Source organism: Vannielia sp. ABF1_015, assembly GCF_056160745.1.
In genome coordinates this window covers 2,076,354-2,090,350 of sequence record NZ_JBSWXT010000001.1, presented here as the reverse complement: position 1 = coordinate 2,090,350, position 13,997 = coordinate 2,076,354, and the positions used below count along the sequence as shown (strand labels likewise).

Here is a 13,997-nt window from a genome sequence, read left to right as displayed (position 1 = left end):
GGATGTGCATGGCCTGTGCATCACTTGTGCCCGTGACAATCTGTCAGTTAACGCCTCTGCTGTACCCTCCGTACGGGCATTTTTGCAGAACACCCGCCGCGCCGCCTTACCGTCTTGAAATACAAAAGAAAAAGGGGGGCCGAGGCCCCCCAGTTTCGCCGTTCAGGCTCATCGTTGATACCGCCCGGTTTATTTGCCTGCGGCCTGAACTGCGCCAGGGGCGAGCGCACCCGCCCCGGAAACTTAACCTTCCACCCGAGCCAGGCTTATCCGCCCTTCCCAGATGCACTCTCCACCCGCTTTGGCGTAGAGCCCGGCACGTTCTTCAAACGCTTCGCCGGTCTCGGCCTTGAAGTGGAACCCGTTGGGATTCATGGCGAATTCCTCCAGGTGGTCCCTGGGCACGATCACCGCGCCCTTGGAAATTTCGCGTCCGCCCTTGCAGCAGGGTTCAAGCTCGCATTCGGCTTCAAATTCCCGCCCCGAGGGGGTTTCGACGATGCCGGAGATGCGTTCCTTCGCCATCGTCGTTAACCTTCTCTCAGCTACAGCCGCTCGTCCCGCCGCAGGTGTTGCACTTCATGCAGGTCCCATTCCGCACCAGCGTATAGTTCCCACACTCCCCGCAAGCCTCGCCCTCGTAGCCCTGCATCTTCGCCTTCGCCCGCGCGTCCATCCCGTTGGAAACGCTCGTTGTTTCCGGCACCAATGTCTCCAGCGCCACCACCGGATCCACCCCGGCATCCAGCGCCACCGCCCCGGAAACCTCGCCGCCCAGCCCGCCTTGCAGCACCACCAGGTCGCTCGGCAGCCGCTTGCGCAGGTAGCCCGAGGAGGAGATTTGCTTCAGCACTTCCAAAGACTTGGACGCCGCGCTGTCGCTCACCGAAGAGACGTTAGAAACCCCCTCTTCCTCGCCCCGGCCCAGATCGTCAAACGCCGCGCCTTCCGGCTTCACGTGGGCCAGATCCGTCCGGTCGAGGTAGCTCACAGCCAGCTCGCGGAAGATGTAGTCGAGGATCGAGGTCGCATTCTTGATGCTGTCGTTCCCCTGCACCATCCCGGCCGGCTCGAACTTGGTGAAGGTGAAGGCGTCCACGAACTCCTCCAGCGGCACCCCGTATTGCAGGCCAACCGACACCGCGATGGCGAAGTTGTTCATCATCGCCCGGAACCCGGCACCTTCCTTGTGCATGTCGATGAACAGCTCGCCGAGCTTGCCATCTTCATACTCACCGGTGCGCAGATACACCTTGTGCCCGCCCACCACGGCCTTCTGGGTATACCCCTTGCGGCGGTGCGGCAGCTTCTCGCGCTCGGCCTTCACCACTTCCTTGATGATCACCTTCTCGATGATCTTCTCGGCCAGCACCTGTGCCTTCTCGGCGGGTGCCCCGCTTTCCAGCACCTCCTGCGCGTCCTCGTCGTCTTCCACCAGCGCGGCGGCCAGCGGCTGGCTCAACTTGGAGCCGTCGCGATAGAGCGCGTTCGCCTTGATCCCCATCTGCCAGCTGCGCTCATAGGCGGCTTGGCAATCTTCGATGGTGGCGTCGTTCGGCATGTTAATGGTTTTCGAAATCGCGCCTGAGATAAAGCTCTGAGCGGCGGCCATCATGTCGATGTGCGAGTTCACCGAGAGGAACCGCTTGCCCTTCTTGCCGCAGGGGTTGGCGCAATCGAAGATGCTCAGATGCTCTTCTATAAGGTGCGGCGCACCCTCCAGCGTCATCGTCCCGCAAACATGGTCGTTCGCAGCTTCGATCTGTGCGCGGGTGAAGCCCAGCGAGGAGAGCAGATCAAAGCCCGGGTCGTTCAGCTTTTCAGCCGGGATGCCCAGCACCTCGGTGCAGAACTCTTCGCCCAGCGTCCACTGGTTGAAGACGAAGCGGATGTCGAAGGCCGAGGCCAGCGCGGCCTCTACCTTGTCGATCTCCGCCTGCCCAAAGCCGTGGCCCACCAGCGCGGTGTGGTTGATGCCGGGCGCGTTGCCCAAGCTACCGTGGCCCACCGCATAGGCGATGATCTCGCCGATCTGCGCCTCACCGTAGCCCAGCTTCTTCAGCGCCGCCGGGACCGAGCGGTTGATGATCTTGAAGTAGCCGCCGCCGGCCAACTTCTTGAACTTCACCAGCGCGAAATCGGGCTCGATGCCGGTGGTGTCGCAATCCATCACCAAACCAATGGTGCCGGTCGGCGCGATGACCGAGACCTGCGCGTTGCGGTAGCCGTGCTTCTCGCCCAGCTCCAGCGCCTCGTCCCAAGCTTGCTTGGCAAGCGCCACCAGTCCGGCGTCGGGGCAGCCTGCGTGATCCAGCGCAACGGGGTTCACGTTCATCTGCTCGTAGCCGTCGGTTTCGCTATGGGCCGCGCGGCGGTGGTTGCGGATGACGCGCAGCATGTGCTCGGCGTTCTTCGCGTAACCCGGGAAGGCGCCCAGCTCACCGGCCATCTCGGCGGAGGTGGCATAGGACACACCAGTCAGCAGCGCGGTCAGCGCGCCGCCAAGGGCCCGGCCCTCGCGGCTGTCGTAGCCGTAACCCATGTTCATCAGCAGCCCGCCGATGTTGGCATAGCCAAGGCCCAGCGTGCGGAAGTCGTAGGAGCGCTGCGCGATTTCCTTGGATGGGAACTGCGCCATCATCACCGAGATTTCCAGCGTGATCGTCCAGAGACGCGTGGCATGGATGTAGTCCTCAGCCTGAAACTTGCCGTCCTTGAGGAAGGTCAGCAGGTTCATCGAGGCGAGGTTACAGGCCGTGTCGTCGAGGAACATGTATTCCGAGCAGGGGTTCGAGCCCCGGATCGGCCCGTCTTCGGGGCAGGTGTGCCATGCGTTCACGGTATCGTGGTACTGAATGCCCGGGTCGGCGCAGGCCCATGCGGCATGGCCGATGTCTTCCCAGAGTTCGCGAGCGCTGATGGTCTTGGAAACCTTGCCATCGGTGCGGTTCACCAGTTCCCACGGCAGGTCGTCTTTGACAGCCTTGAGGAAGGCATCGGTGACACGCACCGAGTTGTTGGAGTTCTGGCCGGAGACGGTCGCGTAGGCTTCGGAGTCCCAATCGGTGTCATAGGTCGGGAATTCGATGCTGGTGTAGCCCTGCCGCGCATAGTCGAGCACGCGCTTGATGTATGTCTCGGGAATGCGCGCCTTCTTGGCGTCTTTCACCGCGCCCTTGAGCGTGTCGTTGGCGTTGGGGTCATAGGCGCCCTCTTTGGAGCCGTCGAGGGCCTTGATGGCGGAGAAGATCGCGTTCAGCTTCTCTTCGTGCATCTTGGAGCCGGCGACGAGCGAAGCAACCTTCTGCTCCTCCTTCACCTTCCAGTTCACGTATTCTTGGATATCGGGGTGATCGGCGTCCACGATCACCATCTTGGCGGCACGGCGCGTGGTGCCGCCCGACTTGATTGCACCCGCAGCCCGGTCGCCGATCTTCAGAAAGCCCATCAGGCCCGAAGACTTGCCACCACCCGAAAGGCCCTCGCCCTCGGCACGCAGGGAGGAAAAATTCGTGCCGGTGCCCGAGCCGTACTTGAAGAGGCGGGCTTCACGCACCCAGAGGTCCATGATGCCGCCGTCATTCACCAGATCGTCGGAGACGGACTGGATGAAGCAGGCGTGGGGCTGCGGATGCTCGTAGCTGCTCTTGGACTTGGTCAGCTTGCCTGTTTTGTAATCCACGTAATGGTGGCCCTGTGCCGGGCCGTCGATGCCATAGGCCCAGTGCAGGCCGGTGTTGAACCACTGCGGGCTGTTGGGTGCGGCGCGCTGGGTGGCCAGCATGTGGCGCATCTCGTCGTAATAGGCTTTGGCGTCGGCTTCGGTGGTAAAGTAGCCACCCTTCCAGCCCCAATAGGCCCAAGCACCGGCGAGCCGGTCAAACACCTGCTTGGCCGAGGTCTCGCCGCCATAGCGCTCATCTTCAGGCAGCTCGGCCAGCGCCTTTTCGTCGGCAACCTTGCGCCACAGAAATTCCGGAACGCCCTTTTCCTTCACCGCCTTCAACCGGGCCGGAACGCCAGCTTTACGGAAGTACTTCTGGGCAATCACGTCAGAGGCGACCTGGCTCCAGGCCTTGGGCACTTCCAGATTGTCGAGTTTGAAGACAACAGAGCCGTCCGGGTTGCGGATTTCCGACGTGGTGGTGGTAAACTCCAGCCCGCCATACGCCGCGCCTTTGGCCGTGGTGAACGTGCGTTCAATCTTCATGGTCACATGCCTCTTTTTCGATCGGCGCCTTTTTTGCTGGCGGCACCTTCTGGTTGCGTCCCGGCGCGGCGTGGGCCGCGCTTGTTTTCCCGTCCGAGGGACGCAGGAGGCTCGCCGCCGAACACAGGTGTTCGAGCGTGGCAGGCTGTGCGCGGCCTACCTCTCGGCTGTTTGGGTCTTTTGACCGTCCCTCTTGCGACCGCGCTCGCCCGCCCCCGGTTCCCGGGTGGCCGTGTTGCGTGCAACGAGTGACAGAAGGCCGGCAGGCGCTTGCTACGCCCTTAGTGTCCCCGGTGCCCGGGTTGCCCCGGGTATGCCCCCTGCCGTTTCGCTGCCACCCCAACATCTTGTGGCGTCTCAGTCGGCCCCCACAAGAAACCCGATTGGGGGGGCAACCGTCAACGCTAAAATCCGCCCTATCTGGCAATCTTTTTTGTTGACGCGCCGCCCTTGCGCTGAGCGACCTCACAGGGGCGTGATTCATTCACAGCCCGGGAAAGTTCACCACAAGATGTAGGGTCGCCCGCCAACCTATACGAAATATGGTGGTTTTCGCCCTCAGCCCTCCGCTCTGCCCAATGCTCTTTCCCGCGCTTCTCCACAGGGCTGCGGGGGGCTGGGCCGAGGGAGGTGGCTGCATACAACTTGTGCAATCCGGTCACAGTGGCGGTGGCTCGCGCATCGTAAAACAGCCGCTCTGCCCGATAATCGGGCAGCGCCTGCATACTACATCTAGTGGTGCCCCCAAGTCAGCGAACACCCCGCTTGCCTCACAGGGACCAATAATGCCGACGAATCCCGGCAACGCCGGCACCACATTGGCACAGGCATCAGCTGACTTGTGATGGTGGTGGATGGTCGGGGCGGAGAGATTCGAATTCGACCTGCGGCATTATAAAACAATGACTTACGGGGTGTATTGTAACCGTGTAACCGGCTAAAAATGGACCATCACTTGCCGGACTTCCGTCGGTTGTCTTCCCTGCAGAGCATCTGACAGTTCTCTGCTGAGGTCTTTCCGCCTTCGTGCCACGGGGTAATGTGGTCAGCCTCCATCTCGGGAAGAGAGAAGTGCTCTTTGCAGATCGCGCACAGTCCCTTTTGCCGTTCATAGGCTTCACTCTTGTCCTTAGCGGAGAAGCTACGGATGTTCAGGTGCCGTTGTTTGCCGTCGAATATGTATTCATAGATGCCCGACTTGCTCGTGACGTCGTAGTCCTGCATCAACTCTGCGACTTGCACCTCAGCAGCAGCAGCATCGAAGGGAGCATCGCCGTAGCTGTTGTAGAGGTCACCCCATGGAACCTTGCTCATCGGTTCGCGATACTTCGGGAAGCACTCTTTCGCCCAATCCATCACGCTCTCGAAGTAGTGCCACAGCGGTTGTGCCGTGCTGTCGTGCTGGTGAGCCGACATATACTTCTCGATCTTCTTGACGTCGCTGCCAGGGGCGTGCCAGCGGATCGCTGTTTGCAGATAGTCTTGGCGTATCGCATAACCTTGCAGATACTTGGAACCGATCGCTTGCGCGGGACATCCAGGCCGGCTGAAGTATTTCTTTGCGTCCGTTACCCAGGGGCCGTGATAGACGGCATTACGAAGTTCTTGGTCAAAGAGCTTCTCACCCGCGATGTTGATCGTCTTGAACCACTCGAGCTTCTCACTGTCGGTCCCGCTGCATAGGTAGACGGTCAACTCGTAACTGCGCAGTAACTGCTGTTCGTCATCTCTAAGGTTATGGAACGCTCTGCTCTGAGGAATGGTCCCGATGGGCACAGAGAATTGGCTATCCATATACTGGCAGAGAGAGATAGTGCGTTGCTGTCCATCAATAATCTCGAAGCCGCCGTCGTCTCGAACAGCCCAATACATGACGTTAAGGGGGTATCCCTTAGAAGCTGTGTCGATCACCGCATCGCGCTGCTTGTCCTTGTAAACAAACTCCCTTTGATAGGGCGGCCGAATGTCGAGTTTGCCACCGTAGCCGATCACGCCGCCCTCAGTGTTGTCTTGGTAGCCAGCACTTAGTTCTTCGACAGTGATTTTATGGAGTTCGATCTTCATCTCTTCCGCCTCTTGATTACGATTCGATCATAGAGTCTTCGATAAGTGCCGTCTCCGTTTGGTAGATAGAAGCGGGGTCCGCCCTGGGAAAAGGTTCCCTTCGGCGCGACTTCGGACATTTTTTGACCCAGTGTTCGACTTGAACCTAGGACTTCAAACTGGGACGGGTTGAAGCGATCGAGGAAGGTGATGGGAACGCCCATCGGCTCGTCATAGTCAACTGGGATCTCGTTGGTCTTTCCAACTTCGATTGCGTCGAAGTTGTGATACTTAGGATAATCTTCCGCAACGTATCTACGGTGGAGCACCAAGTCTTCGTGACGTTCTTGGAAGTCGAGGTTTGTATACCAGCGAACGCCCTTCACACGGATGAATTTTTTGCCATTCTCATCGACCCCACAACCTGCGGCCTCCAAGGGGTAGTCATCCGGAACGCCAAACTTCCTGTCACCGCTTCGGATACTCGGCCCGAGCCAGACCTTGTTGTCCTTAATCAGAGGGAAGACCTCTTTATAGGTGATCGCATTCACGTTTCCGATGATGGCGAACTTCTTTTTGTGCTCGATTAATTGACCGATGTATTCTCGGAACAGAGAGAATGGCGGGTTAGTTACGACGATATCAGCCTGTTTGAGCAGCTCGACACACTCTGCACTGCGGAAATCACCATCGCCGCGCAGCCTGTGAATCCCGATCTCCTCCGGATCGGGCACGCGGTTACCGTTCTTGTCGCCTTCGTATTCCAAGTAGACGGCAGACTTCGAGTCATTGCGACTAAAGAGGTCGTCGGATTTGCTCTGGTAGCATGTGGTGATGAGCTTCTTCAGACCAAGAAACTCGAAACTGTAGGCGAAGAAGTGGAAAAAGTTGCTGACGCGCGGATCATCGCAATTACAGAGGACAGTCTTGCCCTCGAAGTGCTTCCGATAGTGCTTCATCTCGCGCTCGATATCTTCGAGACTTGTATAGAACTCGTCCCTCTTTGCCTTCTGAGCGGTTCTCAGGTCGCTGTTCTGGGTCGTCTTGACGTTGCTCACTCGACTACTCGTTTTGCTGCTGGTCCTCGTGTCACAGGATAACTGTATAGGCGCCCATCATCGAAGCTCCACCCGTTTCTGCAACTGTAGGATGCCCCTACTGACGTAGGCTACCGGCTGTGGTGCCTACTGCTAAGGACTAAGGCTTAATGGCTTGGAAGCAGAAAGGCCCCCACCCCAAAAGCCGTGCGGGCCTCCCATCTTTCACTTCTCGCTCGGTCTAGCTGACCGAGATCATCTCACCCAGGAGCATCTGCGCCACCGCCTCATGGGTCGAGCCGCCGACCTGGGTCGACTTGGTGCCACCCTCGTAGGACACGTGGACCATCCCGCCGGACACGCGGTAGTGGCCGGTGTAGGTGACGCCGTTGCGCGTAATCGAGACCGGGGTCATGCTGCGGCCTCAGCAATGACACCCGGCTCAGCCTCAACCTCGTCGAGAAGACTGGCCGGCCAGATGTTAGCGATCTCGCCCAGGGCGAGCTTCGCGCGGTCCACGGGACCGAGAAGATCGGGGCCGGTGATGGGCGTGGTGAGCTGCGCCACCAGGGCGTTGTAGGTGTCAGTGGGGATGTAGACGGGGGTGGTCATCTTGTGACGCTCCAATGGGTTTCATCGTGGCGTAAGACTCCCATTAGTGAGAATCTCTGGCAAGAGGAATTCTCACTTAAGATATTGTTTTTAAATCAGTATTCTCTGACTTAGGTTCCCGGCGGGCGAGAGATGGTAGCTTACTCCGGTGACCCACCCGCCGGGATACGTCGACCGCAAGGGCCGGCGATGTGTATCCTATAGCGTCGAGGTCAGAAGGATGCGCGATTTTTCTGCTGCTTAGCCTGGCGCTTCGCATGGAGCGCCGCCAATCCGGCGTCGATCTGGTCATCGGTCCAGCCCAGCTTGCGTCTTTCACTCTTCCACTGCCGGTCCGCCGCCCTAAGCTTCTTGTTCAGCTCATACTCAGAGCGCGTGGCACCCGGGATCGCGACGTATGCGTTTACCTGGCGCCCCTGCGACTCCATGATCATGTCAGAGTATTCCTTGCGCTGCCGCTTCTTCTGCTGAGCGTATTTGCTCGGGTCACGTTCGGCCCTATTCCGAAGAGCATTACGCTGTGCCCGAAGGCGTTCGTTGTCCGCTTTGATCTTGGCTGTTTTCTCAGCGCAATAGGAGACGATCTTCATCATGTGCGCGGCCTTCTCGCGCCGCTCTGGGGCCGCATTTGCGTCGGCCACGATCAAATTCCACTCGGTCATCAGCTCGAACTTACGAAGTTCCTCTTCGAGCAACGCAGCCTCGGTCTTGTCCAAACCTGCGAGAGGGTCAGCACCGACGCAGTCTATGTCGCCGAGGTCGGCCATAACCCGGTCTAGTTCAGCCTGAAGTGATGCAGAGCAAGCTGCGGTCGATTGCTTGTCGAAACCGGGGAACTCCTCATGCATCCCAGACGGTTCGGTGCTATGATGATAGTGCAAGTCGTTCTACCTTTTCGCAGGGGTCAGAATGTTGGGCCGGTGGCGTTGGCGCGCCCCGGCCTTTTCTTATAGCAGCTCAGGCGCCGGGATGCGCGGCTGCGGCCTCAAGGAGGCCAGCCAGTTCTTCGGCAACATCAGGTGCGAGGCGCCTCTCCACTTCACCGACCATCAGCAAGACGGCAGGGCCACGGCCCCGGATCATGAAGTGGTGCGCCTCAGGTCCGCTCATGCGGATCGTCTTCCGCTTGGCGTCGTCGCTCAGGTAATCACGCAGGGCAGCGGCAATGGCACGGGCGCGTTCGAAGGTCAGGCCGATGTTCTGCCCGGCGAAGGTCAGCACCAGTCCATCGGCGGCGCGGCGCAGCTCCAGGCCGGGAATGGTATGCGGCAGCTTGTGCATTTCACGGAAGGCGACAATCAGCTCGCGCAGCGTCGCGCTCAGGCTGGGGTAGCCGAACGTGTCGCGCAGCTCGGCGAGCTGGTCGCGGCGTTCAGGCGCGAGCTGAAGGGTGGTCTGGGCGGCAGCGGGGGCAGTCATCGGGAGGTCTCCACTTGGGGGTGATCCAAACATACCACAATGGCAGTATGTGGGCGAGCAAAACATCCATGCGCCAGTGGAATCCCTGCCATGCGTTTTTGGAAACCCGCGGGGCTGGACGGGCTTCGCCTGGTTCCCGGGCGGGCCAGCACCCGTGCCTCCGGGTCGCCGCATACGCTGGCGCTTCGTGGGAGGGGTGCTACAGGGCCGGTGCGGGGTGCCCGACTAGGGTGGTGGCCGGAACGGGCTGTGACGCCCCAGGTGGCACCCACAGGGCTTACAGAACGGAGAACCGGAACAGGCTATGCTCAGGCCGAGATGCGTTGACGTAACCGGAGGGTGTCTGAGAGGAAAACCGGGAGGGTGTCTGAAAGCCCTCTTCCGGTTTTGCGCTAAAGGTGGTCGCGCCGAAGGCGCGGCAAGGCCCCGAAGGGGCCGCGCAGGTGAGGGGCCGAAGGCCCCGAAGTGCCGGAGCAGGTGCTGGAAAGAACCTGACGTTTTCTTGGGACGTAAAGTAGTTCTACAGACTCACACCTACTACTACCAAGAAAACGTCAGGTTCTTTCCGAAGACGGCGGCCAAACTCATCCGGAGATTGTGCTGCATACGCCCTGATATCTACGACGAGCAGCGAGCGCGCACGCTGTCGGCAGGCAAGTTGCCGCAACCCTACCTACGGTTCATCATGTTTCCCGGTCGCATGGCAGCCCTTATCTCATCCACGACCACGCCGCGCATAGCCTGCTCCATCTCGCGCGCCATCTTCTTCGCGAGGTCGCTGTTCTGCTCAGGTGTTCCGGCGCTGCCGTGCACGGTGACCGGTGCATTGATCGCGATCTGCGGCGCGATGTTGCGGTTACCTGGCGCTGCGAGGTCACGAGCAAGCGGCGAGGTGCTGCTGCCGGTAACGAATCCACCACCCGCGTAGCCGCGAAGGGCGCTCTGGTGCAGTGCATCGAGGTTCGCGGCGCCGATACGATCGGTCGCCCTCTTCGACATGACGAACTCGCCGCGGTGCACGACGCCGGCTGGCTCGAAGGTGCCGCCGGAACCGGTGTAACCGCCAGCGCTAAAGCCGAACAAGGTGCCGATATTTCCGGTGCCGCCCCCGCCGAACATGCCGGAGAAGAGGCCACCCACCAGCTGGTCGAACACGCGGCTTGCCGCGATCTGGGCGAGCTGATTGAACACCTGCCCTAGGGCCTCGCGGAACGTGAGCGCCCCCGTGACCAAGCCGGTGAAGGCACTCTCGGCGGTCGAGCGAAGCGCGTCCTGCGCCTGCTGGATACTCTCGATCCGGTCGCGCGCCTGATCGGCAGCCGCCGCCGCTGCGCCATACCCGGCCACCATGGCGTCAATCTCGGCGCGCATCTGCGGCGTCACGGTGGTGCCGTCGCGCATGGCCGCGTGAAGCGCCTCCGCTTTCATCCGGGCAAGGTCCACAGCCTGCGCCAAGTCACCACCGGCAAGGGCCACGCTCGCCAGTGCAGCGGCCTCAAGCTCAAGGGCGCGCGTCTCTTCGCGGATCGCGGCAGTCTCGGCGGCGTATTTGCTTTCACGCGCAACACCGCCGCCACCACCAGAACGGCCTCCACCGCCACCAGTGCCGGAGCTGCCGCGCTCGTCGATCAACGGAGGGGCACCACGGGGACGCGGCGACGTGGTGGGCGCATAGGCACCCGGCGGCAGGAGGTCGTAGCCATCCGAACCGGGCTCGAGAAACGGGCCGGTGTCCATGCCCGCCAACTCCGCAACTTCCTTACGAGCCTCAGATGCTGCCGCGGGGATCTTGGCAATCCAGTCGAGTAGCGAAGAGATGCTGCCGATTACACCACCCATGCGCACCCGGTCGATCTCATCCAGGGCACCCACGGCGGCGTCAGCTTCCTCCCCGATGTCGCGCAGCCTATCAGCAAATTCCTCTCCGGTAATCGCGGTATCCTCGAAGGCACTGGATGCTTTAGAGAGGCGCGCGGCGAGGTCGGTGAACGCTTGCGCCACATCGGTGTTGCCCATACCCCGCATCGCAACGGCGGCAAGGTTGAGCTGCGCGACAAGGTTCTGCGCCTCTTCGGCTAAGAGGCTGTATTCGATCTGCATGCCCTCAATAACGCCAAGCGCGCCCTGGTCGACTTCCGGCAAGTCGGCAAGCTGGTCAGCCATCTCCGGCCCTACGATCTTGGCTGCGGTGTCGGGGTCAAACTCGAGCTTGGCGCGCTCGCGCTCGATCAGGCCGAAGAACTCGGCGGCACCCACCACGCCAGCGCGCCACAGGCCACGCATCCGTTCCGTGAGTTGATTGAATTTGGCGTCAAGGTCGGCAGCCTTGCGGATCATGTCATCGTCCATGACAAGGCCCAGCTCTTTCGCCTCGCTCATCTGGGCGCGGATCGCATCTGCGCCGCCGTCCATCAATTCCACGAAGCGCTCGCCGGCGGTGCCGCCAAAAATCTCATCGCTCACCCGAATACGTGCGGCGCGGTCGAGGCGTTTAGCGCGGTCGATAATCTCCAGCATCAGCTCTGAAGGGTCTTCGAGTTTGGCCTTCAGATCCTCGGCACCGAAGCCAAGGCGGGCAAACGCCTCGGTGGCGGGGCCGGCGCCGGTGACGATTAGCTCATCAGCACGCAGGTTCAATTCTTTCAGACCATCAGTCAGCGCGCCCACGTCGATGCGGTTCTGTCGCGCTACATAGGACCATTGCTGGAATGCCTCGGCAGATACACCAGCTCGCTCAGCCTGATCGCCGATCTCGGCGATACCACGCACTATCTGCCGGGCGTTGTCCGCCACAGCAGCCGCGGCACCGGCAGTCAGGCCCGCGACCAGCCCACCGGCCAGCCTGCCGCTGACACGCGCCATGCTGATGGCAATCCCATCTGCTGCCTTACCATAAGTATTGCGCAGCCGATCGGCAGACTGCGCAGCCCGGCGCTCCATCGCAGTCGCGCCCTGCGCCTGAAGAACGCTGGCACGCCTCAGGCCCCTCTCGAGCTTGTCAATCCGAGCTTCGAGCGGCACTACTAGGCCAGGTAGAGTGGTCTCAGTCATGGTTCACCTCAGAACGTGAAGATTTCGGCGTCTTCGCCGATGTATTGCGATTTGGTGGTCTCACCCGCGACCGCGCGATGAACGGCCATGGCGGCCGCAATGGCGCCGTCGATACGGCCAGTCGTCTTTGCCTTGTGCATCCTGACCAGGCCCGTGACCGGGTTCCGGCTGGCCACCACGTTGTCGAAGTGCAGCCGAAGCATAGGGTGCCCATAGTGGCGGATCGCCTGACCGTTCACGGTCCTTTCCAGGTCGCCTGCGGCCACACCCATCGTCAAAGGCGCCTGGCGCAGCTCGATGACCGGCAGGCCCTCGTCGTAGAGGTGCTGCATCATCTGCCGCGCAAGGTGGGGATCGAAGGCAATCTCCTGCACGTTGTGGCGCGCCGCCAGCTCGCGCAGATGATCCTCGACTACCACCGGGTCGATGATGGGGCCAGGGGTCGCGATCAGGAGCCCATCGGCCTGCCAGCGCTCATAGGGGGCGCCGTCGCGCTCGCCCCTGCCCTTCAGGTCTTCGCCAGGCACGAAGAACCACGCCTTGATGCTGATCTGGTCATCATCATGGCGCCAGGCGGCCACCACGGCGGCCGTGTCGCCGTTCAAGGCCATATCCACGCCCACCCAGCACGGCAGTGCCTCAAGGTCGCCCTCGTCGTCCTTGAAGCGCCGGGCGTCATAGGCCGCCATGCTGAAGAGCGGGTCGCGGCTGTTGCCGTGCCAGATGTTCAGGTTGAACTGCTGAAAGCTGTAGCGCTCCGCCGGGTGATCCTGCGCTTCCTTCGCCAGGCTCCGCAGGCCAGCGAGGCTCGGGAAGCCATGCCGCAGGCCAGGGTTCACGCGGTGCCAGACCTCCTCGTCCTGCCAGTCGTCATCCGGCTCGGCGGCGAAGATGATCGGCAAAAATTCGGGGTTGTCGATCTCGCCCAATGCGACACGGCGTGCGTAGTCATACTGTTCAGCCGCCAGGCCCTCGGTGCCACGCCCGGCGGTCGTCGCGATCACCATCAAGTTGTCGTCGGTCTTCGCCAGGCCAGACTTCAGGGCTTCCCACAGGTCGCGCCCGCTCCACGCGTGGATCTCATCGGCCAGAACAAACGCCGGGGTCGTGCCGTGCTGGGCGCGCCCGTCGCTCGATACGGCGCGCAGCCGTGCGCCGCTTGCCAGGTCGGTGACCTGCTTGGCACTGTTGAAAGCGTCGTGGATGCGCGTCGCTGCGACCAAGCGCTTATCCTGGCGGATGATCTCGGCGGCTTCCTTGAAGCCAATGCCCGCTTGCTCACGGTCACTCGCCGCGAAGATGACCTGACCGGCAGGCACCTTTTCAGGGCCGATGACGTGGAGCAGCGACAGGGCCGCGGCGAGGCTGGTCTTCCGGTTGCCCCTGGGCAGCATCAGCCAGACCGTCTTCACAATCCTGGTGCCGTCCTCCCGGCGCGGCCCGTAGATGCGGCGCACGATGCGCTCCTGCCAGTCGTAGAGCTGAAACGCGCGCTTCGGCGCAGTGCTGGCCGGGTGCCGCAGCCGGCGCAAGAACGTCACCGCCCTCTCCCCGAACCCAAGCGGGTCAGGAATGTGACTGCGGTCATAAATCCACTCGGGGAAGACGCTGGGCTTGCTCACGAT

General features: G+C 61.5%; 10 protein-coding genes. All 10 read right to left on the bottom strand.

Annotated features, from left to right (window positions below):
* Positions 1 to 243: 243 nt before the first annotated feature.
* Positions 244 to 525, bottom strand: a complete 282-nt coding sequence (locus ACXAG6_RS10455) for a hypothetical protein (RefSeq protein WP_475337431.1) — start codon at positions 523 to 525, stop codon at positions 244 to 246.
* Positions 526 to 541: 16 nt separating this feature from the next.
* Positions 542 to 4,210, bottom strand: a complete 3,669-nt coding sequence (locus ACXAG6_RS10450) for a vitamin B12-dependent ribonucleotide reductase (protein WP_475337429.1) — start codon at positions 4,208 to 4,210, stop codon at positions 542 to 544.
* Positions 4,211 to 5,161: 951 nt separating this feature from the next.
* Complete coding sequence (locus tag ACXAG6_RS10445; RefSeq protein WP_475337428.1) at positions 5,162 to 6,274, bottom strand: HNH endonuclease family protein; 1,113 nt, start codon at positions 6,272 to 6,274, stop codon at positions 5,162 to 5,164.
* Entirely contained in the window at positions 6,271 to 7,311 is a 1,041-nt protein-coding gene (locus ACXAG6_RS10440) for an adenine-specific methyltransferase EcoRI family protein (protein WP_475337426.1), read from the bottom strand. The genes ACXAG6_RS10445 and ACXAG6_RS10440 overlap by 4 nt, the downstream gene beginning before the upstream one ends.
* A 220-nt stretch (positions 7,312 to 7,531) precedes the next feature.
* Positions 7,532 to 7,705, bottom strand: a complete 174-nt coding sequence (locus ACXAG6_RS10435) for a hypothetical protein (RefSeq protein ID WP_475337425.1) — start codon at positions 7,703 to 7,705, stop codon at positions 7,532 to 7,534.
* Positions 7,702 to 7,902, bottom strand: a complete 201-nt coding sequence (locus ACXAG6_RS10430) for a hypothetical protein (protein WP_475337424.1) — start codon at positions 7,900 to 7,902, stop codon at positions 7,702 to 7,704. The genes ACXAG6_RS10435 and ACXAG6_RS10430 overlap by 4 nt, the downstream gene beginning before the upstream one ends.
* Positions 7,903 to 8,114: 212 nt before the next feature.
* Positions 8,115 to 8,669, bottom strand: coding sequence for a hypothetical protein (locus ACXAG6_RS10425; RefSeq protein WP_475337422.1), 555 nt, complete (start codon positions 8,667 to 8,669; stop codon positions 8,115 to 8,117).
* Positions 8,670 to 8,859: 190 nt separating this feature from the next.
* Positions 8,860 to 9,321: a hypothetical protein gene (locus ACXAG6_RS10420; RefSeq protein ID WP_475337421.1), complete on the bottom strand. Its 462-nt coding sequence runs from the start codon at positions 9,319 to 9,321 to the stop codon at positions 8,860 to 8,862.
* A 669-nt stretch (positions 9,322 to 9,990) separates the two neighbouring features.
* Positions 9,991 to 12,342: a phage tail tape measure protein gene (locus ACXAG6_RS10415; protein ID WP_475337420.1), complete on the bottom strand. Its 2,352-nt coding sequence runs from the start codon at positions 12,340 to 12,342 to the stop codon at positions 9,991 to 9,993.
* 38 nt (positions 12,343 to 12,380) lie between these two features.
* Complete coding sequence (locus ACXAG6_RS10410) at positions 12,381 to 13,994, bottom strand: terminase large subunit (protein WP_475337419.1); 1,614 nt, start codon at positions 13,992 to 13,994, stop codon at positions 12,381 to 12,383.
* Positions 13,995 to 13,997 lie beyond the last annotated feature (3 nt).

Excerpts from the sequence above, each read along its gene's own strand:
- ACXAG6_RS10445 (WP_475337428.1), bottom strand. The coding sequence starts at position 6,274 with ATGAAGATCGAACTCCATAAAATCACTGTCGAAGAACTAAGTGCTGGC.
- ACXAG6_RS10435 (WP_475337425.1), bottom strand. The coding sequence starts at position 7,705 with ATGACCCCGGTCTCGATTACGCGCAACGGCGTCACCTACACCGGCCAC.
- ACXAG6_RS10450 (WP_475337429.1), bottom strand. The coding sequence starts at position 4,210 with ATGAAGATTGAACGCACGTTCACCACGGCCAAAGGCGCGGCGTATGGC.
- ACXAG6_RS10455 (WP_475337431.1), bottom strand. The coding sequence starts at position 525 with ATGGCGAAGGAACGCATCTCCGGCATCGTCGAAACCCCCTCGGGGCGG.
- ACXAG6_RS10425 (WP_475337422.1), bottom strand. The coding sequence starts at position 8,669 with ATGGCCGACCTCGGCGACATAGACTGCGTCGGTGCTGACCCTCTCGCA.
- ACXAG6_RS10420 (WP_475337421.1), bottom strand. The coding sequence starts at position 9,321 with ATGACTGCCCCCGCTGCCGCCCAGACCACCCTTCAGCTCGCGCCTGAA.
- ACXAG6_RS10430 (WP_475337424.1), bottom strand. The coding sequence starts at position 7,902 with ATGACCACCCCCGTCTACATCCCCACTGACACCTACAACGCCCTGGTG.